A 25,910-nucleotide genomic window follows, 5' to 3' on the forward strand; every position below is an offset into this window, starting at 1 on the left:
TCGCCCTCAGCGAAGGCAACGACCCCCGCATCACAAAAGGGGCCCTCAACGCGCAGAGGGCCAATCTGGCCGATATCATTCTGGTTGGCCCGCACGCCGAGGTCGAAGCAGCCCTGAACGATCAGGGGGCTGCGGCCTCTCAGGGCATTGAGATCCATGACCCCAAGACTTCGGACCTGACCGAAGAATTTGCCCAGACCTTTTTCGAACTTCGCCAGCATAAAGGCGTCGATCGGGCCAAGGCCCGTGCTGCCGTTGAAACACCCCCCGTCTATGCCGCCATGCTGGTGCGCAGCGGACGCGCCACCGGCACTGTAGGAGGGGCCGTTCACACGACCGGCGATATTGTCCGCGCAGCCATCCAGGTGATTGGCATGGCCCCCGATGCAGGAATGGTGTCGTCCTTTTTCCTGATGTACCCGCCGGAAAACGCTCAGCCCGGGGCGCGGGCGATGCTGTATTCCGATTGCGGGCTGGTCATCAATCCGACCGCGGGCGAGCTGAGCAAGATCGCCATCGCGTCCGCCACATCGGCCCGGACGCTGCTGCAGGTCGATCCAAAGGTCGCGATGCTCAGCTTTTCCACCAAGGGCAGTGCCAAGCATCCCGACGTGGACAAAGTGATCGAGGCCACTGAGGCACTGCGCCAGGCCGCGCCAGATCTGAACGTCGACGGTGAACTGCAATTCGACGCCGCCTTTGTACCTTCGGTTGGTGAGCGTAAATCACCGGGTTCGTCTGTCGCCGGGCAGGCCAACGTGATGATCTTTCCCAACCTTGATGCTGGAAATATCGGCTACAAAATCACCCAAAGACTGGGGGGCTACACCGCCATTGGTCCGGTCTTGCAGGGGCTGGCCAAACCCGCCAACGACCTGTCCCGCGGATGCAGCGCCGAGGATGTGACCCAGATGATCGCCGTGACCGCGCTACAGACAACTGGACTGTAACACTTAATTTTCGCACCGTTCCCGGAACGATGTTCTAAAGTACCGAGGAAACTGACAAAATCCTCCTGACATAACCAACTGGACCCGCAAATGACCCATCAGCAGCCGATCCTTGATACGTCACCGAAAGTCTCGGACGAAATCCGCAGGACCACCTGCTACATGTGCGCCTGCCGATGCGGCATCAACGTCCACATGAAAGACGGCAAGGTTGCTTATATCGAAGGCAATCGCGACCACCCGGTGAACAAGGGTGTCCTGTGTGCCAAGGGGTCCGCCGGGATCATGCAGGTCAACGCCCCCTCGCGCCTGCGCAAGCCACTGAAACGGGTCGGCCCGCGTGGCTCGGGTGAATTTGAAGAGATCAGCTGGGACGAAGCGCTGGAACTGGCTGTCAGCTGGCTGGAGCCGATCCGTAAAGACAACCCGGAAAAGCTGGCCTTTTTCACCGGACGGGACCAAAGCCAGAGCTTCACCAGCTTCTGGGCTCAAAATTTCGGAACCTGCAACTATGCGGCGCATGGCGGCTTTTGTTCGGTCAATATGGCTGCGGGCGGCATTTATACGATGGGCGGCGCATTCTGGGAATTCGGCCAGCCTGATTGGGACCACACCAAGCTGTTCATGTTGTTTGGCGTGGCCGAAGACCACGACTCCAACCCGATCAAAATGGGTATTGGCAAGATCAAAGCGCGCGGTGCACGTGTTATCGGCGTCAACCCTATCCGCAGCGGATACAACGCCGTCGCTGATGATTGGGTCGGCATCACACCGGGAACTGACGGGCTGTTCATCCTGTCGTTGATCCATGTGCTGATGAAAGCCGGAAAGATCGATCTCGACTATCTCAGCCGCTATACCAATGCCCCGGTTTTGGTGAACGCGTCCGAAGGCGCCGGAAGAGGCCTGTTCCTGCGCGACGATGACGGAAAGCCTCTGGTCATCGACCGGAATACAGGCAAGCTGACGGCTTTCGATACGCCTGGCGTTCGCCCGGATTTGTCGGCGGTCTACGAAAACGACGGTGTCGTTCATCGCCCTGTATTTCACTTGATGGCGGAAAAATACCTGTCCGAGGAGCACGCGCCCGAAGCGGTTGCCGAAAAATGCGGCATTCCCGCCAAGCGCATTCGCGCGATTGCCACGGAACTGGCGCGCGTCGCCTTTGACGAGGCATTCGAGCTGGATCACGAATGGATCGATTTCCGGGGCGAGAAACACACAAAGATGATCGGTCGCCCTGTTGCGATGCACTCGATGCGCGGCGTTTCGGCTCATGCCAATGGTTTCCAGACCTGCCGCGCGCTGCACGTGCTGCAAATCATCCTGGGCACGGTCGAGGTTCCCGGCGGCTTCCGCTTCAAGCCCCCCTACCCCAAACCGGTCGAGGCGCACCCGACACCGCATTGCAAGGTGACGCCCAACTCGCCCTTGGATGGCCCGCATCTGGGGTTCGTCCGCGGTCCGGAACACCTAGCGCTGAAGGAAGATGGCAGCCCCGCACGGATCGACAAGGCGTTCACCTGGGAAAACCCGATGTCCAGCCACGGGCTGATGCATATGGTGATCTCGAACGCACATGCGGGCGACCCGTACAAGATCGATACGCTGTTCATGTACATGGCCAATATGTCGTGGAACTCGACCATGAACACCAAGGGTGTCATCGAGATGCTGACGGACAAGGATGAAAACGGCGATTACATTATCCCGCGCATCATCTATTCAGACGCCTATTCTTCCGAGATGGTGGCTTACGCGGACCTCATCCTGCCGGATACTACTTACCTCGAACGCCACGACTGTATCTCGCTGCTGGATCGCCCGATTTGCGAGGCGGATGCGGCCGCTGACGCAATTCGCTGGCCTGTGATCGAACCGGACCGCGACGTGCGCGGGTTTCAGTCAGTATTGATCGATCTCGCTAACCGCATGAAGCTTCCGGGTTTCACCCATGAAGACGGCAGCGCAAAATGGGTCGATTACGCCGACTATATCGTCAATCACGAACGCAAGCCGGGTATTGGCCCGCTGGCCGGATTCCGCGGTGAAAATGCCAACAAGGAAGGACGCGGAGAGGTCAACCCGGATCAATTGAACCGATATATCGAAAACGGTGGCTTCTACGTGGCGCATATCCCGCAAGGCGCGGATTACTACAAACCATGGAATGCTGCCTATCAGGACTGGGCCGTGGGCATTGGGCTCTATGACAGCCCGCAGCCATACCTATTCCAACTCTACTCCGAACCGATGCGCAAGTTTCAGCTGGCAGCCGAAGGCCATGGCGACCGACAGCCGCCTGATCATCTGCGCCAGCGGATCAAAGACACGATGGACCCGCTTCCGATCTGGTACGAAACCGACCAGCAGGGCAACGACGGCTTCACTGTCAACGCGCTGACTCAGCGCCCGATGGCGATGTATCACAGCTGGGGCACGCAAAACGCCTGGCTGCGGCAGTTGCACGGGCGAAACCCGCTCTATGTTCCGACCAGGCTGATGCGCAAGCATGGGCTGAGCGACGGAGATTGGGCCAAAATCACATCCCCTCATGGTGAGATCACCGTCCCTGTGATGGAAATGGCCGCGCTGAACGACAACACCGTCTGGACATGGAACGCCATCGGCAAACGCAAAGGTGCCTGGGCGCTGCAAGAAGACGCGCCGGAGGCCACAAAGGGTTTCCTACTGAACCACCTGATCCACGAACTGCTGCCGCCAAAAGGCGACGGGCTACGCTGGGCCAATTCGGACCCCATAACTGGTCAGGCCGCATGGTTTGACCTGAAGGTGAAAATCGAAAAGGCCGACGCGCCCGCCGATGCCCAAAGCCAACCTCATTTTGACCCGATCAAATCACCGGTCGGAACTGGCCCCGACAATCTGGCTTGGAAGGTGGGCAAATGACCCGGATCCGCGCTTCATCTGGCCACAAATATCCCGGGGGTGAATTGAGCCGCAGGCTCAAGAGAGGGCTGGCCCCCTCACCCGTCCTCAACAGCACAGGTATCCTGACATGACCCAGCTACCGAACTCAACCGAGCGCAAGATGGGTCTGGTGATCGACCTGGACACCTGCGTTGGATGCCATGCCTGCGTGATTTCCTGCAAGGGCTGGAACACGGAAAATTATGGCGCGCCACTGTCCGATCAGGACGCCTATGGTGCCAACCCGTCGGGCACTTTCCTGAACCGCGTGCATTCCTACGAGGTGCAACCGGCGGAAGGGCACGCGCAACTGATCCATTTCCCGAAATCCTGCCTGCATTGCGAAGACGCGCCCTGCGTCACCGTCTGCCCGACCGGGGCCAGCTACAAGCGAACCGAGGATGGCATCGTGCTGGTCAATGAAAGCGACTGCATCGGGTGCGGCCTGTGTGCCTGGTCCTGCCCCTATGGCGCGCGTGAACTGGATAAGGCCGAGGGGGTGATGAAGAAATGCACCCTCTGCGTCGACCGGATCTATAACGAGAACCTGCCCGAGGTGGACCGGATCCCCTCTTGTGTCAGAACCTGCCCGGCGGGCGCGCGGCACTTTGGCGATCTGGGTGATCCGTACAGCGACGTCAGCAAGCTTGTTGCGGAACGCGGCGGAATGGACCTGATGCCCGAAATGGGCACCAAACCCGTCAATAAATATCTGCCGCCGCGCCCGAAAGACACGGTGGAAGACCAGATCGACATCCTGGCCCCCCTGTTGGCACCTGTCGCTGAAGAACCCAAAGGGTTCCTTGGCTGGCTCGACAAGACGTTGGAGAAACTCTGATGCATCCCGCACCCTCCGTCATTCTGTTCACCACCCTGTCCGGTCTGGGATTTGGACTGCTGTTCTTTCTTGGCCTGGGGTTTCCGGCTGTCTCGGGTTGGGTGGCCTTTGTGTTCTTCGCCATTGCTTACGGTCTGGCCGTCGGAGGGTTGATGGCCTCGACCTTCCACCTCGGCCACCCGGAACGGGCCTGGAAGGCTTTTACCCAATGGAAAACCAGCTGGCTTAGCCGTGAGGGCTGGTGTGCCGTGCTCGCCCTGGTCGTCATGGGACTTTATGCGATTGGCGTAGTGTTTCTGGATCGGCATTGGAGTCTACTGGGTTGGATCGGAGCGTTGATGTCACTGGCGACCGTGTTCACGACTTCGATGATCTACACGCAACTCAAGACCATCCCGCGCTGGAATATGAACCTGACCCCTGCCATGTTTCTGAGCTTCAGCCTGGCGGGTGGTGCGTTGCTGGCTGGCCAGACACGTGTTGCTATTCCGCTTCTGCTGATCGCCGCTTTTGTTCAAATCCTGTATTGGAAGAAAGGCGACAAAGCGCTGGAGGCATCCGGAACGGATCTGGGCACGGCGACAGGTTTGGGTAACCGGGGCACAGTCAGAGCGTTCGAGCCACCGCATACCGGTACCAACTATCTGCTGCGTGAGTTTGTTCATGTGGTCGGGCGCAAACATGCCGAAAAGCTACGGGTGATCTCGTTTGTATTGGCCTTTGTCCTGCCGGTTCTGTTGCTGGTCCTGCCATTCAATCATTTCCTGGCCCTGCTGGCAGTGGCATCGCATCTGGCAGGTGTCGCGACCTCGCGCTGGCTGTTCTTTGCGCAGGCTGAACATGTCGTTGGGCTTTATTACGGTAAGCGTTGAGGGGGCTCTGCCCCCGCCGCGGCAAGCCGCGGCTCCCCCGGGATATTTTTGGCCAGATGAAGCCTGGATCCTGAAAATGAAAAAGGCGGCGCTCAGTATTCGAGGCCGCCTTTTCCTGTTTCTGAAGACCGGGTCAGATGAGGCCCGCGTGTGCCATTGCTGCATCAATCGCGGCCTTTGTGCTGTCTTCCAACTCTGTCAGAGGCGAGCGCACTTCGGTGCTGCAAAGGCCCAGTTTGCTGAGTGCATATTTGGCACCCACAAGGCCCGGCTCGATGAAGATCGCCTCATGCAGCGGCATCAGTTTGTCCTGATACTCCAACGCTTTTGCATAATTTCCGGCCAGCATGGCCTGCTGGAATTCAGCACAGAGCCTGGGAGCCACGTTTGCGGTGACTGAAATGCATCCTACACCGCCATGGGCGTTGAAACCCAGTGCAGTGGCATCTTCACCGGACAGTTGGCAGAAGTCCTTGCCACAGATCGCACGCTGCTGGCTGACACGCGCCAGATCGCCCGTCGCATCCTTGACCCCGACAATACGCGGCAACCGGGCCAGTTCGCCCATAGTGGCAGGGGTCATGTCGATGACCGATCGCCCGGGAATGTTGTAGATGATGATCGGAATATCCGCAGCCTCGTGCAGGGCTTGGAAATGCGCGATCAAGCCGCGTTGAGTCGGCTTGTTGTAGTAAGGTGTGACAACCAGCGCCGCATCGGCACCAACTTTTTCGGCGAACTGAACGAACCGGACGGCTTCGACCGTGTTGTTCGACCCGGCACCGGCAATAACCGGCACACGGCCAGCAGCCGTTTTGACCACTTCTTCGATGACCGTTTCGTGTTCGTCATGGCTGAGCGTCGGGCTTTCGCCGGTGGTTCCAACAGGCACCAACCCGGTCGAGCCTTCGGAGATCTGCCATTCGACCAGATGTTTAAGCGTCTTCAGGTCCAACTCGCCGTTGTTGAACGGAGTGACGAGGGCTGGCATCGAGCCTTTGAACATGACACGCTCCTTAAGGTGCATTTTGCAGTTTTTACGCCGCGGCCTCTCACGTTTCCAGCTTTGTGAGTTGATCCCGGCGGCGCAGGGTTTATCCTCACAGGCTCTATCCTCGGTTGGTTGGGAAATGCAAGGGATGACACGCTTTCTGGCACTGTTGACTGGTGTGATTCTATACGCAGCGGCGACACCGCAAGCCGCACGCGCGGACGCGGCCGGTGATTTGCGCGCTGGGCTTTATGAAATGCGCAAGGGCGACTGGAACGCGGCGCTGCGCGTATCGGGCCAGCGCGGCTCGGTCTCGCGCGATGTCATCGTCTGGCACTGGTTGCGTGAGGGGTTTGGCAGCTCGGGCGATGTGCTGGTGTTTCTCGAACGCCGCGCGGACTGGCCCGGTCTGGATTGGCTGCGCCGCAAGAGTGAGCCGGTCTTTACCGGGGCCGATCCGGACAGGGTTCTGAAGTTTTACGCTGGCTTACCCCCTCAGACTGCTGAAGGCGCGCTGAACTATGCGGTGGCCCTAAAGGCCAAAGGGCGCATTGGCGAGGCGGAAGCCGATATCGTGACAGCCTGGCGTACCATGCCGATGGGGTCGGGGTTGCAAAAGGACTATCTGGAGAATTTTGCCAAACTGCTGAAGCCGCACCATGCCGCGCGGCTGGACCGGATGCTGTGGGATGGCCATTTGGTCAGTGCTGAACAGATGCTGCCCCTGGTCACCACCGATGAGCGCAAGCTGGCCGAAGCGCGAATTGCGTTGCAGAAACGCCAGTCGGGCGTAGACGGCAAGGTGGCGGCGGTGCCAAAGTCGCTGGCAGATGCGCCGGGGCTGGCATTCGACCGTTTTGTCTGGCGCGACAAGAAAGAACTGGATGACAGCGCCGTCGACCTGATGCTGGCACGTTCAACCGGACCGGAGGCCCTGGGCGAGCCTGACAAATGGGCCGAGGGACGCCGCCGTCTGGCCCGGCTCGAGATGCGATCGGGGCGGGCAGCGCGTGCTTATGACGTGGCCGCCAAGCACCATATGACCCCGGAAATGGGATATTCCTATGCGGATCTGGAGTGGCTGGCCGGGTTTCTGGCCCTGCGCAAGCTGAATGACCCTGCCACAGCCGTGCGACACTTCCAGAATTTTTCGAATGCCGTGCAATCGCCGATCTCGAAAGGGCGCGGCGGCTATTGGCTGGGGCGGGCTTACGCCGAGCTTGGGGACGCAGACAAAGCCTATGAGGCCTATGCGATGGGCGCGGATCATCAGACCTCTTTTTATGGTCTTCTGGCGGCGGAACGGATCGGACGGCCATTTGACAAGGAACTGGCCAATCCGCGTCGCGCCCCGCATTGGCGTCAGGCAGATTTCGCCGATTCCAGCGTTCTGGAAGCCGGGCTGCTGTTGCTGAAGGCCGGAGAAGACAACTTGTCCGAGAGGTTCCTGACGCATCTTGTCGAAGGTCTTGACCCTGTGCAGGCCAATCAGTTGGGCGACCTTGCGATCGAGCTGAAACAGCCGCATCTGGCCGTCATGATCGCCAAGCGGGCAGCGACCACGGGCACAGTTTTGCCTGCGGCCTATTACCCGGTTCATCCTGTAGCCGACATGCGTCTGCCAATGGCCAAGGAAATGACGCTGGCTATCGCACGGCGCGAAAGCGAATTTGATCCGGTTGTCGTCAGCGGCGCGGGTGCGCGCGGCCTGATGCAAGTGATGCCTGCAACAGCCAAGCTGGTGGCCGGAGAACTGGGGATACTCAGCGGCCACCAGACCGGTCGGTTGACGTCGGACTGGCAATACAATGCCAAGCTTGGCGCCAACTATCTTTCGGGCCTTGCGACCGAGTTCAACGGGAATGTCGTCATGATGGCAGCCGGATACAATGCCGGTCCAAAGCGCCCGATCTCGTGGATGGAGCGCTATGGTGATCCGCGCACCGGCGAGGTGGATATCGTAGACTGGATCGAGACCATTCCGTTCAATGAGACGCGCAATTATGTGATGCGCGTGACCGAAAGCCTGCCGGTCTACCGCGCCCGTCTGGGGCAGCCCGCCCTGCCGGTTCCGTTTTCGCAGGAACTGATCGGATCATCGCTGGCGGCGTTCGCGCCATAAGGTAAACAGCCCTGCGGCCACAACAATCGCTGCGCCCGCGACAACTTCGGGGCGCAGTTTTTCACCAAAGATCGAAATCCCCAGAATCGCGCTCCAGACCAGGTGGAAATAGGCGAAAGGTTGGACGGCGCTGGCTTCGGCCATCTCATAACACTTGATCAGCAGCCAATGCCCGGTTGCCCCGCTGACGCACAGCAACGCCATCCAAAGCCAGTCGCTGCGGGCCATTGGCTCCCAGAACCACATCCCAAACAGGGTCATGGCGACGGCGCCAACGACCCCGGTCCAGAAAAAGCTGGTGGCCGTGCTGTCCTGACGCGCGACATAGCGCGTCAGCAGGCCGTAGATCGCAAACAGAAATGCCGAGATCAGCGGTATGACGGCCCAAGGATCAAAAACACCAACGCCCGGCTGCAGAATGATCAGAACACCAATGCAACCGACACCGATCGCAACCCAGCGCCGCCATCCGACCTGTTCGCCCAGAACCGGACCGCTCAGCGCGGCGACAAGCAGGGGATAGCATATGAAAACGGCCATACTGTCGATCAAACCGAGCACTGTGAAACCGAACACGGCGACGCAGATCTCGGTGGCCAGCAGCAGGCCCCGCAATATTTGCAACCCCATCTGGTTCGTCTGCATGGCTGCCCTTAACCCGCCTGAGGATCGCGCCGCCAGTGCAATGACAAAGGCCGCGAAGAACCAATAGCGGATCATCACCACCATGTAGGTGTTATAGGTTCCGGCCAAATGGCGTGAGATGCCGTCCTGCAAGGCAAAGACAATCGTCGCGCCCACCATCAGCGCGATACCCGCACCTGCATTGTTTTTCTGCGTCATGCCTTGAGTGCCCGCGTCATGTGCCGCTTGCGGCCATAGCCGGATGTACGGGTGACGGTGAAACCGGCATCCTGAAGCCCGCGTCGAACAAACCCGGCGGCCGTATATGTGGCTGCCGTGCCATCGGTGGCGGTGTGCGCCGCCACTTGCTGCATCAACTCTGTCCCCCACAATTCAGGGTTCTTGGCCGGAGAGAACCCGTCGAGGAACCAGGCGTTGGCCATGCCTGCCCATTGCGGCAGGCTGTTGCGCGCATCGCCGATGATCACTTCGCATTGAAGGGTTTCAAGATTGCAGGCGCGACCTGTCCAATGGGCCAAAAACCGGCTGCTCCACGGGTGCAACTCGGGGAAGGCCCCAAGCGCGCGACGCATATCATCCGTGGCCATGGGAAAGGCTTCGAAACTGGTGAACCGAAGCGGCCCTGTTTGGCCGGATCTCTCCCATTCGGACCAAACCGTCAGCAGGTTCAGACCGGTACCAAAGCCCAACTCGGCAATATGAAACCCCGGCGCAAAGCGTTCTGGCAGACCATTGCCTGCCAGAAACACATGGCGCGTCTCTTCCTGCCCGTTCTGCAACGAGTAATAGGGATCGTCGAAACGGTCCGAGACCGGTACCTGATCCTCGGTCCACGTCAATTCGGCATGCTGGTCTGCCATCGGGGAATCCTGTAGCTAAGCGGCGCGACACTGAACAAGGAAAAGGGAATTGGCAATGGTCGATGTGACGGTTCGCGGGGCGGGAATTTTCGGCCTGTCCATCGCCTGGGCCTGCGCCCGGCGGGGCGCGAAGGTACAGGTCGTCGATCCTTTTGGACCTGGTTCCGGGTCCAGTGGCGGTCTGGTGGGGGCCTTGGCCCCGCATGTGCCCGAAAACTGGAATGCCAAGAAAGCTTTTCAATTCGACAGCCTGATCATGGCCGAACCCTTTTGGCAGCAGGTCGAGGGTACCGGCGGCGTTTCTCCCGGCTACGGGCGGCTGGGCCGTCTTCAACCCATTCCTGATACCCGAAGCCTGGATCTGGCCCGGCAACGCGAAGGTTCCGCCGATCAGCTTTGGCAGGGGCAGGCAGAATGGCGGGTGATCAGCACATCGCAGGCCGGATCGTGGTGCCCGCCCAGCCCCACCGGTTTTGTCATCCGCGATACGCTGACGGCGCGCATGCATCCCCGACGGGCCTGCGCCGCGCTGGTTGCAGCCCTTGAGGTCATGGGTGTTCACGTTGTCGCAAACGCAGACGACAGGGGGCAAGTTGTCCACGCCACGGGCCTTGCAGGATTACTGGAACTGAACGACGCCTACGGAAAGACCGTCGGAAACGGTGTCAAAGGTCAGGCCGCCCTGTTGCGCTTTGATGCAGGAGAGATGCCACAGCTATTCGCGGATGCGGTCCATATCGTGCCGCATGCGGACGGGACGCTTGCAATCGGATCAACGTCCGAACGGGACTACGACGACCCGACCAGCACAGACAGTGCTTTGAACGATGTCATTGACCGCGCCACGCGCGCGCTGCCGCTTTTGCACGGGGCCGAGGTGATCGAACGTTGGGCCGGGGTGCGCCCCCGCAGCAAAAGCCGCGCCCCGATGTTGGGCCTGCATCCATTGCACCAGGGCCAGTTCATCGCCAATGGCGGCTTCAAGATCGGCTTTGGCATGGCTCCGAAAGTTGCCGAGGTTATGGCCGATCTGATGCTGGAGGACCGGGATTCGATCCCCGATGACTTCCGCCCCGAAGTCTCACTGTAATAGGGCCACAGCCTTCATGCATTGCCGCCCGTCCGGGCCGCGCACCCACATGTCCTGACCGTTCCGGCACAGCTGTGCAGTCTCGAAATGCATCAACGGTGAGGTCGCACGGAAAGAAAACGATTTGAGTGGTCCGCCAAGATCAACTGCAAACAGCATCAGAAGCTGCGCCAGAAGTGGCCCGTGCACAACCAGCCCTGCATATCCTTCCACATCACGCGCATAGTCCAGATCGTAGTGAATGCGATGGCCGTTGAAGGTCAGCGCCGAATAGCGAAACAGCAGGGTGGAATTAAACTCGACCGCGCGGATATCCGTTTCATCCGTGCGCGATTGGGGCGGCGCCGGAGTCATCACACCCGGTGCGGGGTCTTCACGATAAACAAGATCCTGCCACTCGGTCAGACAAAGTTGGTCGCCTTGCCGTATCTCGTGCCGCAACGTGACAAAACCCAACGGGCCGGACCGCCCCGCTTTTGCGCTTTGGTTTTCAAGAACCGATGTCCTGTCAGCAGGGACACCCGCGATCAGCGGTGCATGAAATTCCAATTGCCCACCGGCCCACATTCTGCGGGGCAATCCCATATCCGGGATCAGGCCACCCACCTTGGGATGCCCATCCCGCCCCAGCGCGGCAGGTGGTTGCGGCGCCCAGAAATAGAGCTGATGGAAGAATGGCGGCAGAGTTGAGCCTTTGGAAATAGTTGGCTCAGAGCCCAACGCAACCTGAAACGACGCGGCACGGGCCGGGTCAAGAATATCGCTTTGACGCTGTTCCAACATATGGGCAGTCCAAGCTTAGAAACCGGCCTCGGCCCTGAGTTTCTGCATCAGCATGTGCAGCGAGTTTTCGTATCGCTCGGACAACAACCTACCCTGATCGTCGAACTCATTCGAGCTGTCAGCAAGGTGAATTTCCGGACCCTGCAAGATACGGGGCTGAAAGGGCACCATGCAGGCGCGCAGGATCATCTGTGCCCTTTCCCCACCCGCGCGGCCACCCGCGGCCGACATTACAGCAACCGGCTTGCTCGCCCATGGATTGCCTTTCGTCCGGCTGACCCAGTCCAGTGCGTTTTTCAGAACACCCGAAGGCCCTTTGTTGTACTCGGGCGTCGAGATGATCACGGCATCCGCCTGCCCGATCTGGTCGGCCAGCATCTGAACAGATGCCGGTATCCCTTCGGCATCCTCCAGATCGCCATCATACAGCGGCAGGTTCAGGTCTGCTTCGGCATAGCTGACAGGGTCGAACAACCGGGCAGCTTCGCGCAGCAGCTTGCGGTTCGTCGCGTCCTTGCGCAGGGAGCCGGACAGGCCAAGCAGGGTCGGTTGAGACATCAGGGACAACTCCGTTTCAGTGTTTCCCAATAGTTAAACCGAGATTGACCCTGACCAAACCCCCATTGACGCACAGTCATTGCGCAACAAGGGCCGGGCCAGACCGGTCCTGCGTTTCAGGATCACGCGTTTCCGCTGGGGACTACGACAATCTCAACCCGACGGTTTTGCGCTTTCCCTTGTGGCGTCAGGTTGGACGCGACCGGGTTGTTCTCACCCTGACCGTAGGTTCTGATACGGCTGTAGCTGACACCATTGGCTTGCAGGATATCCGCGACCGCGTTTGCGCGACGCTCGGACAATCCCTGATTATAAGACGCGTCACCATCGCTGTCGGTATGACCGATGATCTGAACGTTCGAGTTGGGATAGTTAACAAGGTTCTGGCCCACTTTCACCAGATCCGCCCGCAGCGCCGGACGCACGGTCGAGCTGTCCGTGTCAAACGTAATGTCATTCGGAACAGTCACGATCAGCCGGTCACCCGCATTGACGATTGTAATCCCGTCATTCGCCAGTTGTTGGCGCAATTCCGCAGCCTGCTTGTCCAACTGGTTGCCGATCAGACCGCCACCTGTGGCACCAATGGCAGCACCAGCCAGCGCCCCAAGACCCGGGTTCGAATTATTGGCGATCGCGCCGACACCCGCACCGATAAGCCCCCCCAGAACCGCACCCTGCTTGGTATTTTTATTGGGGTCGTTCTGCACGGTCAGGGTGCCCGGATCGGTACAGGCCGTCACGGCCATGATTGAACACAAGCCTGTCGCCAGGAAAAACTTTGAAATCGTCATGATATCACCTTCTGCTCCGGTACCCGTTCTTCGGGCTTGATCCATTTCACCCAGTATATCACTGCGCTTGCTCACAGGCTCAAGCAACAATGCGGTGAAATAGGCGAATACCCGCCAAAGGCCACTCATACCGGTTCCGCAAAGGTGCCCGCGTGCTGTTGCTCCTGCCAGAGATCGCGCAAAGATTTACCCTGCCCCAGAAATCCTTCGTCAGTGTATTCACTGGACCAGATGCGATCGGTTCTGAAATGGCGAAAGCCGTTTCGCATCTCGCACCACCCTGCCAGCAACGTGCATTCGACATGATAGATCAGCGCCAGAGGGCGCACCACGCGGATGGTTTGTTCGCCTTCGCCGTCTATATAGGTGATACGGATTTTCCGTTCTGCCCGAATAGCTTCGCGATAATGCGAAACAGAAACACACCCCTTGTCGGGATCATCCGCCGGAGCCCCCCAGGGTGAAACCTGCAACCAATCGGTCGGGCTATGCAGAGCATCGATCTTCTGACAGATCCGACTGGCGGCCCGCTGCAGGTGGCTGTCGCCGGTGCGCGCCAGAAGAGAAAGGCCAACCCACAGGGCTTCAACCTCTTCCGCGTCGAAATTCAGCGGCGGCAAATCGTAACCGCGCCGCATCATGTAACCGACACCGGCCTCACCTTCGATGGGTGTTCGCTGGGCCTGCAATTCGGCAATGTCACGATAGACAGTGCGGATGGACACCTCCAGCCGGGTGGCCAGTGCTTCTGCCGTGACCGGCGCACTTGCGGCCCGCAGAATCTGGATGATTTCGAACAAACGGGTCGAACGGCGCATCGCATTCTCCTGACACTCTGCTGACACCCTAGCACACCCCACTGACACCATGCTGTCAGCAGTGAAGGGCGACAATGGGTGGATATCACACAAGGAGCCAAGAAATGCCGCACCTCGACAACCACATAATGATGACATTGAAACTTGGCCAATGGTCACAGGATCACACACTGCGTGCCTTCGAGATTGAACGTGAGCTCGCGCAGGAGCGCCATTGCCGCCAGCCGGTTTCAACGAAACGAACAAGACGTATTTCGCTGGGCAACCTGAAGATGTTGTGGGCCGGAATTGTCTGAGGTCAGAAATCGGGCTGGGCGCGAAACTTCATCGAGTGCCCGCCCTCGGGATGCTTCAGGCGCAGTTCTTCGGAATGCAGCATCAATCTGGGAAATTCCCTTGCCGCACCTGTTGCATAGAACGGATCGCCCAGAATCGGGTGACCCAATGCCTGCATATGAACGCGCAACTGATGAGACCGCCCGGTTTTGGGAAACAAACGTAGGCGAGAGGTTTCACCCTCATGTTTCACAACGCGCCAATCGGTGACCGCAGGTTTACCCGTATCATGACACACCATTTGTCTGGGTCGGTTGGGCCAGTCCACGATCAACGGCAGGTCAACGGTGCCGGTCTTTGGCTCCATCCGCCCCCAGACACGGGCAATATAGGTTTTCCGGGTCTGCCGCTTCTCGAACTGCATACTTAGATGCCGTTGTGCATGGGGCGTTTGGGCAAATACCATGACACCTGATGTGTCCCGGTCCAGTCGATGCACAAGCAGCGCCTGAGGGAAAGCCGCCTGCACGCGTGTCAGAAGGCAATCAGCCAGATGCTCGCCCCGCCCCGGCACGGAAAGCAGACCCGGCGGTTTGTTCACCACAATCAGCTGCGCATCTTCGTGCAGCACGTCCAGCGCGGTTTGCGGGGGGGCATAGGTTTCGCTCATGCTGGCCTGCCTATCTCAGCGCGCACCTTCCCGCAACGTCGTCCTTGCGCGCCCGGCCATGTTCGGTGAACTTCTGCGCAGGAGGACAGGACATGCACCCGACAATTGAACGACTGCAAGAGGTTGTCGCCAAGGGCGATGAGGCACTGATCCACGATCTGTTGGCCGAAGACGTGCAGTTCCTGCCACCAACCTATTACAGCACCTGGACCCGGCGCGCACCTGTGGCTGCCGTTCTTGGCCATGTCGGGCAGGTCTTTTCCGACTTCCGGTATCGCCGGGTCATGGGCGCCGGCAACGATTGGGCGCTGGAGTTTCAATGCAAGATTGGAGATCTGGACGGCATTGGCGTTGACCTCATTACACTGAACGATGAAGGTTTGATCCAAACCTTCGAAGTGGCCATGCGCCCCTACAAAACCGTCGGCGCTTTGCGCGAGGCGATGATGGCGCGCGTGATGACTGACGCTCGTTTTCTGGAATTCAAAAACGCCCTGACGTGACTTGATGATGCGCGCCCTGATAGCACCCGACCAGGTATTACGTGTGCCCTTGCTGCCCGTTCTGGCCACGCAAGCGCTTTTGGTGCGCCGCAACGCCCGGCTTTTGCCGGAGCCCACTGGCCCGCGAGAGGGCCGAACAGGGCGTGGGCCCCGCCTGCGCCTGCTGATCACCGGCGACAGCTCGGCGGCCGGAGTGGGCGCGGGAACTCAGGCACAGGCCTTGTCGGGACAGCTTGTGGACCGGTTGGCCAGACACCACTCGGTTGAATGGCAACTTGAGGCCACTACAGGGCACACGACGCTGGACACAATTGACCGTCTGAGGGGCATAAAGGGAGAATTCGATGCGGTGGTCACGGCTTTGGGGGTGAATGACGTCACCCGCGCCGTCTCCTGCCGCACATTTTCGGAACGTCAGGCTCAGCTTATTAACATCCTGTCAAACGAGCTGGAGGCGCGGCGCATAATCATCACCGGCGTTCCGCAAATGCACAGGTTTCCGGCCCTGCCACACCCATTGGCCTGGGTGCTTGGCCGTCAGGCTGCACGGTTGGATAACGCGTTGCAACAGGTTGTTTCCGTCCATTCCCATGTGCAGCACCTGAGGCTTGATCTGCCCGACGACCCGGCCCTCGCGGCACCGGACGGCTATCACCCAAGCCCCCGGGCCTATGCGCTGTGGGCAGATGCTGCAGCACGCCTGTTGCTTCAGGCCTGAGCCCGCGCCTGCCGGATCAATGGGATCGAGTAAATGACCAAAGCCACCCAGATCAAGGGGAATGCGATCATGCGTCCGGTGTCGATCTTCTCACCGAACATGGTGATGGCTGTAGTGAAAATCATAGTCGGCGCAATGTATTGCAGGATACCCATTGTCGACAGGCGCACCAGCTTGGCCCCGTTCGCATAGACCAACAATGGCACCGCCGTGACGATACCGGCGCAGGACAACAATACAGTATCAGACATCGCTACGCCAAAATGACCTGTGCCTTGCACGCCCAGCCAGGTGACATAAGCCAAGGCCGGGATCAAAAGGATCAGAACCTCAAGCAGGAAACCTTGGTTTGGTCCTATCGGCAGTGAACGTTTGAAAAACGCGTAGAACCCCCAGCTTACCATCAAACCAAGCGCCGCCCAGGGCAACCGCCCAGCCTCGAGAACAAGTACAAGAACGCCCAACGCGGCAAGCCCCACCGCGAACAGTTGGGTCCGTGTCAGGGGCTCACGCAGCAGAATTGCACCCAACGCAATACTGAACAGCGGGTTGATGTAATACCCCAACGCCGCGTCCAGCGCGTGCCCCGTCGAGATCGCCCAAACATAGATCGCCCAGTTCACGGAAATCAGCGCCGCCGTCAAAGCCGCCATGGCCAGCATCCGGGGATTGCCGAGTGCCGCCTTCAAGTCCCGGGTGCGCCCCAGCGCGACCAGCAGCAAACCTGCAACCGGAACAGACCAGATAACCCGATGCGCCACCACCTCGACCGGTCCTATGTGATCCATCGCCTTCATGTAAAGAGGCAGAAATCCCCACAGGACATACGCCGTGACAGCCAAAGCCAAACCTTTGGGCGTGTCTGCATTCTGAGGTGATAAAGGCGAGGCTGTCACGAAGGCTCTCCGGTTGATACCGGTTTCGTTTACGGCAGAACTGAACGGATTGAAAACTCTGAAAACAGTGAAGTGTCACATAACGATTTGTGATAAGTTAGCTGACCGCAGCTATTGCCCCAAAAATGCGAGGCTCTGCCTCGCGCTCCGGGATATTTAGAGCCAGGTGAAGCAAGAGATCCGCACTTCATCTGGCCCAAAATATCCCGGGGGAGTCGCCCGGCACGGGCGGCGGGGGCAGAGCCCCCTACCCTGTCTGTCAGACCTTCACCCGTTCGGATTTCGGGTCATACATCGGTTTAAGCGATGCTTCGGCTTTGACCTTCACGCCGCAAACATCGATCTCATAGGTTGAACCCAGAACGTCTGCGGCCTTTTCACCTTCGCACGGTACATAGCCCATTCCGATGGCACCGCCGAGGCTATGACCGTAATTGCCGGAACTCAGGTAGCCGACATATTCGCCATCACGCACGATCGGCTCGTTGTGGAACAACAGCGGTTCAGGGTCGGTCAGACGGAACTGCACCAGGCGCGATTTCGGGCCGCTTTCCTTGCGCGCGATCACCGCCTCGCGGCCGATGAAGTCGCAGCCCTTGTCCACCTTGACGGCAAAGCCAAGACCAGCATCAACCACGTGATCCTCACAGGTGATATCATGGCCGAAGTGGCGGAAACCTTTTTCGATCCGGCAGCTGTCCATCATGTGCATACCACACAGCTTCAGCCCCATATCCTGACCGGCCTCATGCAGCGTCTCAAACACGTGGCCCGCCATGTCCGAGGAAACATAGATTTCCCACCCAAGCTCACCCACATAGGTCACGCGATGTGCACGGGCCAGGCCCATTCCGATCTCGATCTGCTGTGCCGTGCCGAAGGGATTGGTCGCGTTTGTGAAATCGTTGGGCGAGACCTTTTCCAGCAGCGCCCGGGCGTTTGGACCCATGACAGCGAGAACGCCTTCACCCGCTGTGACATCTGTAATGACCACGCTGAAATCCCCGACATGGCGCATCATCCATGTCTGATCCGCCAAGCGTGTGGCTGCGGGGGTCACGACCAGATAGGCGGTTTCGGTCAGGCGGGTCACGGTGACGTCTGCTTCGATCCCGCCTGTGCGGTTCAAAAACTGCGTATAGACGATCTTGCCGATAGGGACTGAGTAGTCACCCCCGCCGATGTAGTTCATGAACTTTTCGGCATCAGGGCCTTCCACGCGAATCTTGCCGAAAGAAGACATGTCATACATGCCCACATTCTCACGCACGGCTCTGTGCTCGGCTGCGGAATTCTCGAACCAGTTCTGGCGCTTCCAGCTGTACTGGTATTCGCGCTCCTGCCCTTCATTCGCGTACCAATTGGCCCGTTCCCAACCAGCGATTTCACCAAAAACGGCGCCCTGTTCTTTCAGGTGATGGTGGAACGGGGTTCGGCGCACACCGCGTGCCGTAGCTTTCTGGCGATAGGGGTAGTGGTCGGCGTAGAGCAGCCCCAACGTTTCTTTTGAGCGTTCATAAAGGTATTTCTTATTGCCCTGAAACGGCTGCATCCGTCCGATATCAACATCGCCCAGATCGAAGGGCTTTTCACCGGTATCCATCCACTCGGCCAGCGACATGCCCGCGCCACCGGCGGACTGGATACCGATCGAGTTGAACCCGGCCGCGACCCAGACATTGTCCATCTCAGGCGCCAGACCCAGGTGATAGGCGTCGTCGGGAGTAAAGGATTCAGGGCCGTTGAAGAAGGTGTGAATACCCGCCTCGGACAGCATAGGCATCCGGCTGCAGGCCGCTTCGAGGATCGGCTCGAAGTGGTCGAAATCTTCGGGCAATTGGTCGAACTCGAAGCTGTCGGGAATACCGTTCATCGCCCAAGGTTTGGCATTGGGCTCGAATGCGCCCAGCATCATTTTGCCTGCATCTTCCTTGTAGTAGGCGCATTCATCTGGCACCCGCAGAACCGGCATCTGGCTCAACCCTTCAATGGGTTCAGAGACGATGTAGAAATGTTCGCAGGCATGCAGCGGCACATTCACGCCAGCCATCTTGCCTACCTCGTGTCCCCACATTCCCGCGCAGTTAACAACCATATCGCAGGCGATATGCCCTTGGGTTTGCCCATCATCACTGACCCAGTCGACACCGGTTGCACGCCGTCCGCGCCGGGAAATCCCGGTCACCTTCACCCGTTCCTTGATCACCCCACCGCGTTGACGCGCACCCTTGGCCAACGCCAAGGCAATATTAGCAGGATCCGCCTGGCCATCGGTTGGCAACCAGACGCCACCTGCCACGCCGTCGAGGTTGATGTGCTCATATCGCTCTTTGACTTCGGTCGGAGAAAGCTCTTCGACCGGAACGCCAAAGGCGCGGGCCATTGCCGCATTTCGGTGAAGCTCTTCCAACCGCTCACTTGTCAGGGCAACCGAAACGGACCCGACCTGACGGAGGCCGGTGGCGACGCCGGTCTCTTCCTCAAGGCCCAGATAAAGTTCGGCGGAATAGCGCGCCAATTTGGTCATGTTGGAAGACGCGCGCAGTTGCCCGATCAGGCCCGCCGCGTGCCAGGTGGTGCCGCTGGTCAGTTGCTTGCGCTCAAGCAGAACAACATCGGTCCAGCCCTTCTTGGTCAGATGATACGCGACCGAACATCCGATGACGCCGCCACCGATGATGACCACTCGGGCCTTGCTGGGAAGATCAACCATCCTGAAATCTCCGCTGTGTCAGGTTTGGCGTAAACTGCCACGGAAGATCGACAATAAATGCACCAAAAACGTCACAAGATCCGCATTTTTCACCGATGTGTCGCGGCCCGCTTTTCCCGCCGAACGACAAAGGGAGTGACTCCGAAGAAGCTTTTGTAAACAGAGGAAAACCCGTTCGGAAAACCGCAGGCCAACCCGATTTCGCGAACGCTCATAGTGGTGTTCAAAAGCAGGTTGTTGGCCTTGGCCAGCCGCATTTCGCGATAGAATCCGTTGGGCGTGGTGCCAAAGAAGGTTTTGAACTTACGCTCAAGCGAACGGTTCGACAGTTGCAGCGAATCGACGATCTGATTGATCGGCAGAGGGTCTTCAATATTGGCCTGCATGAGCTTGATGCACTGATCCAGCTTAACATCTCCGGTCGCCGTCAACTTTACCCCCGAGAAAGGCTGCATCGAGGCGAAATCCCGGATGTTTTCATGCAGCATGATGTCCGCCACGGTCATCTTCGCAGGCCCCGAGATATGGCGACCGATTACTGCCAGCGCGACATCTGTTGTCGCCTCCATTCCGGCACAGGTCACAACGGCGCCCTGTTCGGTTGCAATCGACAGCTTGGCTTCAAACCGGGCCCCGCGTTCCCGCAGGAACGAGGCGTTTTCCCAGTGAGTTGCCAAGTCATCTGAACCCTGTTCGTCGATATACCGGCTGGCCGCTTCCGCCAGCAGAAACACCTTGGCATCGCGGAAGGTATAGTCCGACACCACCCGCCCCAAAGACAAGTCCGGGTGATCCGGGTCAGAATTGCCGATCACAAAAAGATAATTCGCCTTGGGTTGCGCCTGCACGCGTTCCGTTTGCACCACCGCGTCGCTGCTGCTGGAGATCGGGCCACCTTTGAGCGACCGATAGGCAAAAGTGAACGGCGGCTTCGGACACACACGATTTGCCAGCCTGAGAACCTCGACCAATGAGGCCAGTTCAAGCAGCACAAATCCGGGTGCGACCAGAATATCGAAATGTTGCTGTATTGCCTGCGGTGAATCAGAAGCAACTTTCCTCATCGCTGTCACCTTAGACGATCTCGTGCCCGGCAGCACGCAACCGCTTGGCCAGCGCTTCGATGTGGTCCGGGCCAATTTCGCAGCACCCGCCGACAATCGTGGCCCCCTGATCGACCCAACGCATGACGTGATCCGCATAGGCATCGGGATCAAGATCATGGCGCTGATCCAACGCATCCACTGTCGGCGCGTCCTTTAGAAACTCATCTGAAATATGTGTAAAGCCGTTGGCGTAAGCACCATAGGGCTTGTTCATAGTGGACAGGATTTCCAGAGCAGCCGGGATCGCTTCGGGGCGCGAACAATTGATCAGCAGCGCGTCAGGCGAAAACTCTTCTACCAAAGGCGCGACATCCCTGAGTGGTTCGCCGGACCTGAGGCGACGGCCATCGTCGTCATTGACCGTGAATGACAGCCAGACTGGTTTGCCACATCCGGTCGTTCCACGCAGCGCGCCCTCGGCCTCCTGCACCGAAGATACTGTCTCGATCAGAAACAGATCGACGCGTGCAGCCATCAAGGCCACAAGTTCAGCGAATTTTTCCGCCGCATCTGCCGGGTCGGGATTCAGGTCGGGTCGGTAAGAAGCCAGAAGCGGCCCCAGAGACCCGGCGATCCGCCCCCCGGTCTCAGTACGGGCACGTTCGGCCTGCGTCAGGGCAGTGTCGATAAGGGCGGGCATCTGGTCCTCCATCCCCACCCGCACCAGGCGTGAGCGGTGGACAGCATAGGTGTTGGTGGTGGCAACCGTGGCACCACTGCGGAAGTAGTCGCCATGCACCGCGCCGACCAGATCAGGGTGGTCGATCATCACACGTGTGGACCATAGCGGCGTCGCCCGGTCTCCGCTGCGTTTGACCAGTTCCTGTCCGATCGAACCGTCCAACAGAGTGATCTTTGTCATGTCCTTGCTCCTTAAGGCAGCAGCACGAGTTTACCCGGAAGGGTCTTTGCCTGAAAATCAGCCTGTGCGCGGGCGATATCCTTCAACGGGTAGGTTCGGGAAACCAGTGGTTTGATCCGTCCGGTATTCATCAACTCCACAAGGCGGCCAAAGACTTCGGGAGCCTGATGCGTGCAGCCGTGGACGGTGATATCGCGCAAATAGATGTCTCGCAGATCAGCCTCGACAATCGGTCCGGCAATTGCCCCCGAAACGGCGTAGTGCCCGCCGGGTTTCAGGGCAAGGATCAGCGATGCCCATGCGGGCCCGCCCACCACATCGATGACCGCGTCGAACATATCCTGCGGCGGCAGCTCATCCCGGCCAAATGTGCCCAACGCGCCTTGGGATTTGACGACCTCTGCCTTCGCTGCCGCCGTCACACCCCAAACCGACGCTCCGCGCAGCGCAGCAAGCTGCACCGCCGCCAGACCAACGCCGCCTGACGCGCCGGTGATCAGAACCTTTTGCCCTGCCGTCACGCCCGCGCGCGTCAGCAGGTTTTCGGCAGTACCAAAGGCACATGGAATGGCCGCAATTTCCACGTCTGACAGGGGCGATGCACTTACGTCATAAAAGTCATTTGCTTCAACCAGACAGTATTGGGCAAAAGCGCCATCAATCTCAGACCCGAGCGCAATAAAGCCCTGAGGGCTGCCGGGGCGCGGACGCGGCAGGTTGATCGGGCAAGTCACGCGCTGGCCCTTTTTGAACCCCGAGTTTGGCCCAACCTTTTCAACGATCCCGCACAGATCGCCCCCCTGAATGCGGGGAAAGTTCAGTGCGCCACCCCATCCGCCGGCTTCAATATCCTGATCGACGGCATCCGTCGCACCGGTGACATCCGATGAATACCAGCCGACCCGCGTGTTGATGTCCGTGTTATTCACGCCTGCTGCAGCGACCCGAACAAGCACCTGCCCCGGCCCAGGGGCCGGGACAGGGATATCGTCGCGCCATTCCAGCGCCTCTGGCCCGCCATGGCCGGTCAGATAGACGCCAGACATGGTCGCCGGAAGCGTCACGCGCGCAACCGCTCGTTCTCGGGGTCCCAGAGCGGCTGGTCCAGCTCTACCACGGCGCGGCATTTCTGGCCGTAGATTTCGACCTCAAGCTCAGTTCCCGGATTGGCAAGCTCGGCTCGGATCATGCCCAGCGCGATGGATTTACCAACACGGTAGCCCCATGCGCCGGATGTGGTTTCGCCCACGATCTCATCGCCATGCCAGATGCAGGACATATACGGCGCGTCGCAATCGCCCGCATCAACAGTCAGGGTGACGAAGGACTTTTTCACGCCTTGCTGCTTTTCGTTCAGGATTGCGGCCTTGCCCGGGAAGTCCTGCGGTTTGTCCAGCTTGACGAAACGCTCCAACCCGCCTTCAAGCAGGGAATAGTCGGTCGACAGATCGCCCTTCCAGGCGCGGTACCCCTTTTCGATCCGCAGCGAGTTCAGCGCATACATCCCGAACGGCTTGGCACCGGCATCGATGATCGCGTCGTAGATCGCAGGCATATCCGCATTTTCCGCGTGAACTTCCCAGCCCAGCTCACCAGCGAATGAGACGCGCAGCAGAGCGACCCATCCGCCTTTGATTTCGCTTTCCTGAAAGCTGAGCCACGGCAAGGTCAGATCGGCCTCGGTAACTTTGCTGAGAATGTCCCGAGATCGAGGCCCGGTAACGATCAGCGTGCTCATCCGCGTTGTCCAGTCTTCCAGCGTGAACTCGGCATCGGCAGGTATGTGACGCACAAGCCATTCACGGTCATGCCATTGCGCGGTCGCTGCAGTGACCAGAACGAACAGGTCTTCGGCCTCGCGCGTGACCGACATTTCGGTCAGGATACGCCCGCGGTCATCTGCGAAGTAAACCAGCCCAACCCGACCAATCTTGGGCAATGCCCCTGCAACCAGACCGCGCAGCCATTCATCAGCACCCGGCCCCTGTATTTTGAACCGCGAGAAGCCCGGCAGGTCCAACACGCCACAATGATCGCGCACGGCCTCACATTCTTCCTTGATCCGCTGTTCCCACGGTCCGGACCGACCCCAAGTATGGGTCGCGTCCAGCGAGGTGTCATCGCCGGGCTGTGCAAACCAGTTGGCGCGTTCCCAGCCGCTATAGGCCCCCATGACACCGCCGTGCGCGATCACCTTGTCATGCACGGGCGACAGCTTCTTGTCTCGTGCGGCAGGCCATTCATGGTGCGGGAAGTGCATGGCATATTCGTTGCCATAAACTTCCATGCCTTTCTGGTTGCAATAATCCTGATCGGTGTAATCGGTATAGCGGCGCGGATCGACGGCCCACATATCCCATTCGGTCGCGCCATCAACGACCCACTCGGCCAGAACCTTGCCTGCGCCACCACCCTGCGCGATGCCAAACGTGAAAGTATGTGCTTCGAACGCGTTCTTGACGCCGGGCATCGGGCCGATCAAAGGCAGCCCGTCAGGCGCGTAAGGGATCGGCCCGTTGATGACGCGTCCAACGCCCGAGGTTGCCATCAGCGGCACTCGCTCCATCGCATCGGTGACGATATCTTCGATGCGGTCCAGATCGTCATTCCACAGCTGAAAGCTGAAATCATCCGGCATCGGATCGTCTTCGGTCATCCAGTGGCCCTTGCAGTTCGGCTCGTAAGGACCAAGGTTGAAGCCGTTCTTTTCCTGACGCAGGTAGTACGAGACATCCACATCACGCAGCAACGGCAGTTTGGCACCGCTTTGCTTGGTCCATGCTTCGATCTCGGGGATTTCATCGGTCAGCAGATACTGGTGGCTCATGACCATTGCCGGAACGGTGCGGCCACCGAAGGGCTTGAACCATTCGCCCACGCGCTGCGCATAGTACCCGGCTGCGTTCACAACATAGTCACAGGCTATATCGCCTTTGTCCGTGTGCACGGTCCAGGTGCCGTCATCATGCTGCGTCACGCCAGTCGCCGGGCAGAAACGGATGATCTTCTGCCCCATATCGCGCGCGCCTTTGGCCAGCGCCTGGGTTAGCTGCGCCGGATCGATGTCGCCATCCGTCGGATCGTAGAGAACACCTTCAAGGTCATGCGTTTCCAGGAAGGGATAACGCTCTTTCGCTTCTTCCGGGGTCCACATTTCCATCGGAATCCCCTGATAGCGGCCCATCGCCATGGCGCGCTCGAATTCCTGCACACGTTCTTTCGAATGCGCCAGTCGGATCGAACCGGTCTGGTGGTAGTTCATCGGATAATCGACTTCCTCACCCAGACGCGCATACAGCTCGGTCGAGTAGCGCTGCATGTTCATGATCGCCCATGAGGTCGAAAAGGTCGGAACGTTCCCTGCAGCATGCCAGGTCGACCCGGCAGTCAGTTCGTTCTTTTCCAGCAGAACACAATCGGTCCAACCTTTCTTGGCAAGGTGATAAAGCGAGGAAGCCCCCACCACACCGCCTCCGATAATGACCACGCGGGCTTTTGTTGGAAAATCACTCATGCGTTTTGATCCTTGTTACTGCGCCTCTTGAGGCAGATCGTCCGTAATGTCGTAGTAGTCGCCCTTGTCAGCCACAAAGATGTGCTTTGAGAGCTTTAAACCCGTAGGAGCGTCCAGCGCGCCCATGGAAATCGAAATCGTGTCCTCCTGGTTGTGTTGCCAGAAGAGGAACGAGCCACAGTTGCTGCAAAATCCGCGCCTGGCGATGTCAGACGCGCGATACCAGTTCAGCGTGTCGCTGGCCGAGAAACTCAGGTTGTCCTGACGGGTCGAAGCCGAAGCCCAGACATGGCCCGACTGTTTGCGGCATTGTCCGCAATGGCAGACCGAAGGCGGCGACATGTCTCCGTTGATCGTGAACGCGACCGAGCCGCAAAGGCAGGATCCCTTATGCATCTGA

24 protein-coding genes are annotated in these 25,910 nt (G+C 59.1%); 9 read left to right on the forward strand and 15 right to left on the reverse strand.

The window, feature by feature from the left end; translation table 11 throughout:
- From pta to I9182_RS11395, 4 genes are all read left to right on the forward strand, one after another.
- Positions 1–950 (forward strand): phosphate acetyltransferase (gene pta, locus I9182_RS11380; RefSeq protein ID WP_209598317.1); only part of this gene is annotated, 950 nt, incomplete at its 5' end.
- A gap of 90 nt (positions 951–1,040) precedes the next feature.
- Positions 1,041–3,860: a molybdopterin oxidoreductase family protein gene (locus tag I9182_RS11385; protein ID WP_209598318.1), complete on the forward strand. Its 2,820-nt coding sequence runs from the start codon at positions 1,041–1,043 to the stop codon at positions 3,858–3,860.
- Positions 3,861–3,969: 109 nt separating this feature from the next.
- A complete protein-coding gene (locus I9182_RS11390; RefSeq protein ID WP_209598319.1) occupies positions 3,970–4,719 on the forward strand; it encodes a 4Fe-4S dicluster domain-containing protein in 750 nt (249 codons plus the stop codon).
- Entirely contained in the window at positions 4,719–5,591 is an 873-nt protein-coding gene (locus tag I9182_RS11395; RefSeq protein WP_209504940.1) for a DmsC/YnfH family molybdoenzyme membrane anchor subunit, read from the forward strand. Before I9182_RS11390 ends, I9182_RS11395 begins: the two co-directional genes overlap by 1 nt.
- A 133-nt stretch (positions 5,592–5,724) precedes the next feature.
- Here I9182_RS11395 and dapA read toward each other — a convergent pair whose 3' ends face one another.
- On the reverse strand, positions 5,725–6,597 hold the full coding sequence (dapA, locus tag I9182_RS11400) for a 4-hydroxy-tetrahydrodipicolinate synthase (protein ID WP_209504941.1): 873 nt from the start codon (positions 6,595–6,597) through the stop codon (positions 5,725–5,727).
- Between the two features lie 133 nt (positions 6,598–6,730).
- Between dapA and I9182_RS11405 the strand changes: the two genes are divergently transcribed.
- Positions 6,731–8,704, forward strand: coding sequence for a lytic transglycosylase domain-containing protein (locus I9182_RS11405; RefSeq protein WP_209598320.1), 1,974 nt, complete (start codon positions 6,731–6,733; stop codon positions 8,702–8,704).
- On the opposite strand, the gene I9182_RS11410 is transcribed toward I9182_RS11405, so the two are convergent.
- Complete coding sequence (locus I9182_RS11410; protein WP_209504943.1) at positions 8,678–9,547, reverse strand: DMT family transporter; 870 nt, start codon at positions 9,545–9,547, stop codon at positions 8,678–8,680. The genes I9182_RS11405 and I9182_RS11410 overlap by 27 nt on opposite strands.
- Positions 9,544–10,209 (reverse strand): tRNA (5-methylaminomethyl-2-thiouridine)(34)-methyltransferase MnmD, encoded by a 666-nt coding sequence (gene mnmD, locus I9182_RS11415; protein WP_209598321.1) that lies wholly within the window; start codon positions 10,207–10,209, stop codon positions 9,544–9,546. The genes I9182_RS11410 and mnmD overlap by 4 nt, the downstream gene beginning before the upstream one ends.
- 55 nt (positions 10,210–10,264) lie before the next feature.
- On the opposite strand from mnmD, the gene I9182_RS11420 reads away from it, so the two are divergent.
- Entirely contained in the window at positions 10,265–11,299 is a 1,035-nt protein-coding gene (locus tag I9182_RS11420; protein WP_209598322.1) for an FAD-dependent oxidoreductase, read from the forward strand.
- On the opposite strand, the gene I9182_RS11425 is transcribed toward I9182_RS11420, so the two are convergent.
- The 4 genes from I9182_RS11425 to I9182_RS11440 form a co-directional block, all read right to left on the reverse strand.
- A complete protein-coding gene (locus I9182_RS11425) occupies positions 11,291–12,082 on the reverse strand; it encodes an acyl dehydratase (RefSeq protein ID WP_209598323.1) in 792 nt (263 codons plus the stop codon). The genes I9182_RS11420 and I9182_RS11425 overlap by 9 nt on opposite strands.
- A gap of 15 nt (positions 12,083–12,097) precedes the next feature.
- Entirely contained in the window at positions 12,098–12,640 is a 543-nt protein-coding gene (locus tag I9182_RS11430; RefSeq protein ID WP_209504947.1) for an NAD(P)H-dependent oxidoreductase, read from the reverse strand.
- A gap of 122 nt (positions 12,641–12,762) precedes the next feature.
- The gene (locus I9182_RS11435) at positions 12,763–13,434 is read right to left on the reverse strand and encodes an OmpA family protein (RefSeq protein ID WP_209505259.1); all 672 of its coding nucleotides are present in this window, start codon (positions 13,432–13,434) and stop codon (positions 12,763–12,765) included.
- A gap of 125 nt (positions 13,435–13,559) precedes the next feature.
- A complete protein-coding gene (locus tag I9182_RS11440) occupies positions 13,560–14,252 on the reverse strand; it encodes a YafY family protein (RefSeq protein ID WP_209598324.1) in 693 nt (230 codons plus the stop codon).
- A gap of 104 nt (positions 14,253–14,356) precedes the next feature.
- Between I9182_RS11440 and I9182_RS11445 the strand changes: the two genes are divergently transcribed.
- On the forward strand, positions 14,357–14,548 hold the full coding sequence (locus I9182_RS11445; RefSeq protein ID WP_209598325.1) for a hypothetical protein: 192 nt from the start codon (positions 14,357–14,359) through the stop codon (positions 14,546–14,548).
- A gap of 2 nt (positions 14,549–14,550) precedes the next feature.
- On the opposite strand, the gene I9182_RS11450 is transcribed toward I9182_RS11445, so the two are convergent.
- The gene (locus tag I9182_RS11450) at positions 14,551–15,198 is read right to left on the reverse strand and encodes an RluA family pseudouridine synthase (protein WP_209598326.1); all 648 of its coding nucleotides are present in this window, start codon (positions 15,196–15,198) and stop codon (positions 14,551–14,553) included.
- 92 nt (positions 15,199–15,290) lie between these two features.
- On the opposite strand from I9182_RS11450, the gene I9182_RS11455 reads away from it, so the two are divergent.
- Both I9182_RS11455 and I9182_RS11460 read left to right on the forward strand, forming a co-directional pair.
- Positions 15,291–15,701, forward strand: coding sequence for a nuclear transport factor 2 family protein (locus tag I9182_RS11455; protein WP_209598327.1), 411 nt, complete (start codon positions 15,291–15,293; stop codon positions 15,699–15,701).
- Between the two features lie 4 nt (positions 15,702–15,705).
- Entirely contained in the window at positions 15,706–16,419 is a 714-nt protein-coding gene (locus I9182_RS11460) for an SGNH/GDSL hydrolase family protein (protein WP_245222612.1), read from the forward strand.
- On the opposite strand, the gene rarD is transcribed toward I9182_RS11460, so the two are convergent.
- The 7 genes from rarD to I9182_RS11495 all read right to left on the reverse strand — a co-directional run bounded on the left by rarD (position 16,410) and on the right by I9182_RS11495 (position 25,906).
- A complete protein-coding gene (gene rarD, locus I9182_RS11465) occupies positions 16,410–17,315 on the reverse strand; it encodes an EamA family transporter RarD (protein ID WP_209598328.1) in 906 nt (301 codons plus the stop codon). The two genes, I9182_RS11460 and rarD, sit on opposite strands and share 10 nt — an antisense overlap.
- Positions 17,316–17,574: 259 nt before the next feature.
- A complete protein-coding gene (locus I9182_RS11470) occupies positions 17,575–20,028 on the reverse strand; it encodes an FAD-dependent oxidoreductase (protein WP_209598329.1) in 2,454 nt (817 codons plus the stop codon).
- Positions 20,029–20,117: 89 nt separating this feature from the next.
- Positions 20,118–21,092 (reverse strand): helix-turn-helix domain-containing protein, encoded by a 975-nt coding sequence (locus I9182_RS11475; RefSeq protein ID WP_209598330.1) that lies wholly within the window; start codon positions 21,090–21,092, stop codon positions 20,118–20,120.
- A gap of 10 nt (positions 21,093–21,102) precedes the next feature.
- Positions 21,103–21,996, reverse strand: coding sequence for a homocysteine S-methyltransferase family protein (locus I9182_RS11480; protein ID WP_209598331.1), 894 nt, complete (start codon positions 21,994–21,996; stop codon positions 21,103–21,105).
- Positions 21,997–22,007: 11 nt separating this feature from the next.
- Positions 22,008–23,042, reverse strand: a complete 1,035-nt coding sequence (locus I9182_RS11485; RefSeq protein ID WP_209598528.1) for an alcohol dehydrogenase family protein — start codon at positions 23,040–23,042, stop codon at positions 22,008–22,010.
- Positions 23,043–23,056: 14 nt separating this feature from the next.
- Entirely contained in the window at positions 23,057–25,510 is a 2,454-nt protein-coding gene (locus I9182_RS11490) for an FAD-dependent oxidoreductase (protein ID WP_209598332.1), read from the reverse strand.
- Positions 25,511–25,525: 15 nt separating this feature from the next.
- Positions 25,526–25,906, reverse strand: coding sequence for a GFA family protein (locus tag I9182_RS11495; protein WP_209504957.1), 381 nt, complete (start codon positions 25,904–25,906; stop codon positions 25,526–25,528).
- Between the last annotated feature and the right edge of the window lie 4 nt (positions 25,907–25,910).

The sequence above is a fragment of the Ruegeria sp. HKCCSP351 genome, assembly GCF_017872535.1.
In the GTDB taxonomy this organism is placed as follows: Bacteria; Pseudomonadota; Alphaproteobacteria; order Rhodobacterales; family Rhodobacteraceae; genus Ruegeria.

What these genes read in the sequence shown, in the direction of transcription:
- I9182_RS11385 (WP_209598318.1), top strand. Translation starts at nt 1,041, where the DNA reads ATGACCCATCAGCAGCCGATCCTTGATACGTCACCGAAAGTCTCGGAC.
- I9182_RS11390 (WP_209598319.1), top strand. Translation starts at nt 3,970, where the DNA reads ATGACCCAGCTACCGAACTCAACCGAGCGCAAGATGGGTCTGGTGATC.
- I9182_RS11395 (WP_209504940.1), top strand. Translation starts at nt 4,719, where the DNA reads ATGCATCCCGCACCCTCCGTCATTCTGTTCACCACCCTGTCCGGTCTG.
- dapA (WP_209504941.1), bottom strand. Translation starts at nt 6,597, where the DNA reads ATGTTCAAAGGCTCGATGCCAGCCCTCGTCACTCCGTTCAACAACGGC.
- I9182_RS11405 (WP_209598320.1), top strand. Translation starts at nt 6,731, where the DNA reads ATGACACGCTTTCTGGCACTGTTGACTGGTGTGATTCTATACGCAGCG.
- I9182_RS11410 (WP_209504943.1), bottom strand. Translation starts at nt 9,547, where the DNA reads ATGACGCAGAAAAACAATGCAGGTGCGGGTATCGCGCTGATGGTGGGC.
- mnmD (WP_209598321.1), bottom strand. Translation starts at nt 10,209, where the DNA reads ATGGCAGACCAGCATGCCGAATTGACGTGGACCGAGGATCAGGTACCG.
- I9182_RS11420 (WP_209598322.1), top strand. Translation starts at nt 10,265, where the DNA reads ATGGTCGATGTGACGGTTCGCGGGGCGGGAATTTTCGGCCTGTCCATC.
- I9182_RS11425 (WP_209598323.1), bottom strand. Translation starts at nt 12,082, where the DNA reads ATGTTGGAACAGCGTCAAAGCGATATTCTTGACCCGGCCCGTGCCGCG.
- I9182_RS11430 (WP_209504947.1), bottom strand. Translation starts at nt 12,640, where the DNA reads ATGTCTCAACCGACCCTGCTTGGCCTGTCCGGCTCCCTGCGCAAGGAC.
- I9182_RS11435 (WP_209505259.1), bottom strand. Translation starts at nt 13,434, where the DNA reads ATGACGATTTCAAAGTTTTTCCTGGCGACAGGCTTGTGTTCAATCATG.
- I9182_RS11440 (WP_209598324.1), bottom strand. Translation starts at nt 14,252, where the DNA reads ATGCGCCGTTCGACCCGTTTGTTCGAAATCATCCAGATTCTGCGGGCC.
- I9182_RS11445 (WP_209598325.1), top strand. Translation starts at nt 14,357, where the DNA reads ATGCCGCACCTCGACAACCACATAATGATGACATTGAAACTTGGCCAA.
- I9182_RS11450 (WP_209598326.1), bottom strand. Translation starts at nt 15,198, where the DNA reads ATGAGCGAAACCTATGCCCCCCCGCAAACCGCGCTGGACGTGCTGCAC.
- I9182_RS11455 (WP_209598327.1), top strand. Translation starts at nt 15,291, where the DNA reads ATGCACCCGACAATTGAACGACTGCAAGAGGTTGTCGCCAAGGGCGAT.
- I9182_RS11460 (WP_245222612.1), top strand. Translation starts at nt 15,706, where the DNA reads ATGATGCGCGCCCTGATAGCACCCGACCAGGTATTACGTGTGCCCTTG.
- I9182_RS11470 (WP_209598329.1), bottom strand. Translation starts at nt 20,028, where the DNA reads ATGGTTGATCTTCCCAGCAAGGCCCGAGTGGTCATCATCGGTGGCGGC.
- I9182_RS11475 (WP_209598330.1), bottom strand. Translation starts at nt 21,092, where the DNA reads ATGAGGAAAGTTGCTTCTGATTCACCGCAGGCAATACAGCAACATTTC.
- I9182_RS11480 (WP_209598331.1), bottom strand. Translation starts at nt 21,996, where the DNA reads ATGACAAAGATCACTCTGTTGGACGGTTCGATCGGACAGGAACTGGTC.
- I9182_RS11485 (WP_209598528.1), bottom strand. Translation starts at nt 23,042, where the DNA reads ATGTCTGGCGTCTATCTGACCGGCCATGGCGGGCCAGAGGCGCTGGAA.
- I9182_RS11490 (WP_209598332.1), bottom strand. Translation starts at nt 25,510, where the DNA reads ATGAGTGATTTTCCAACAAAAGCCCGCGTGGTCATTATCGGAGGCGGT.
- I9182_RS11495 (WP_209504957.1), bottom strand. Translation starts at nt 25,906, where the DNA reads ATGCATAAGGGATCCTGCCTTTGCGGCTCGGTCGCGTTCACGATCAAC.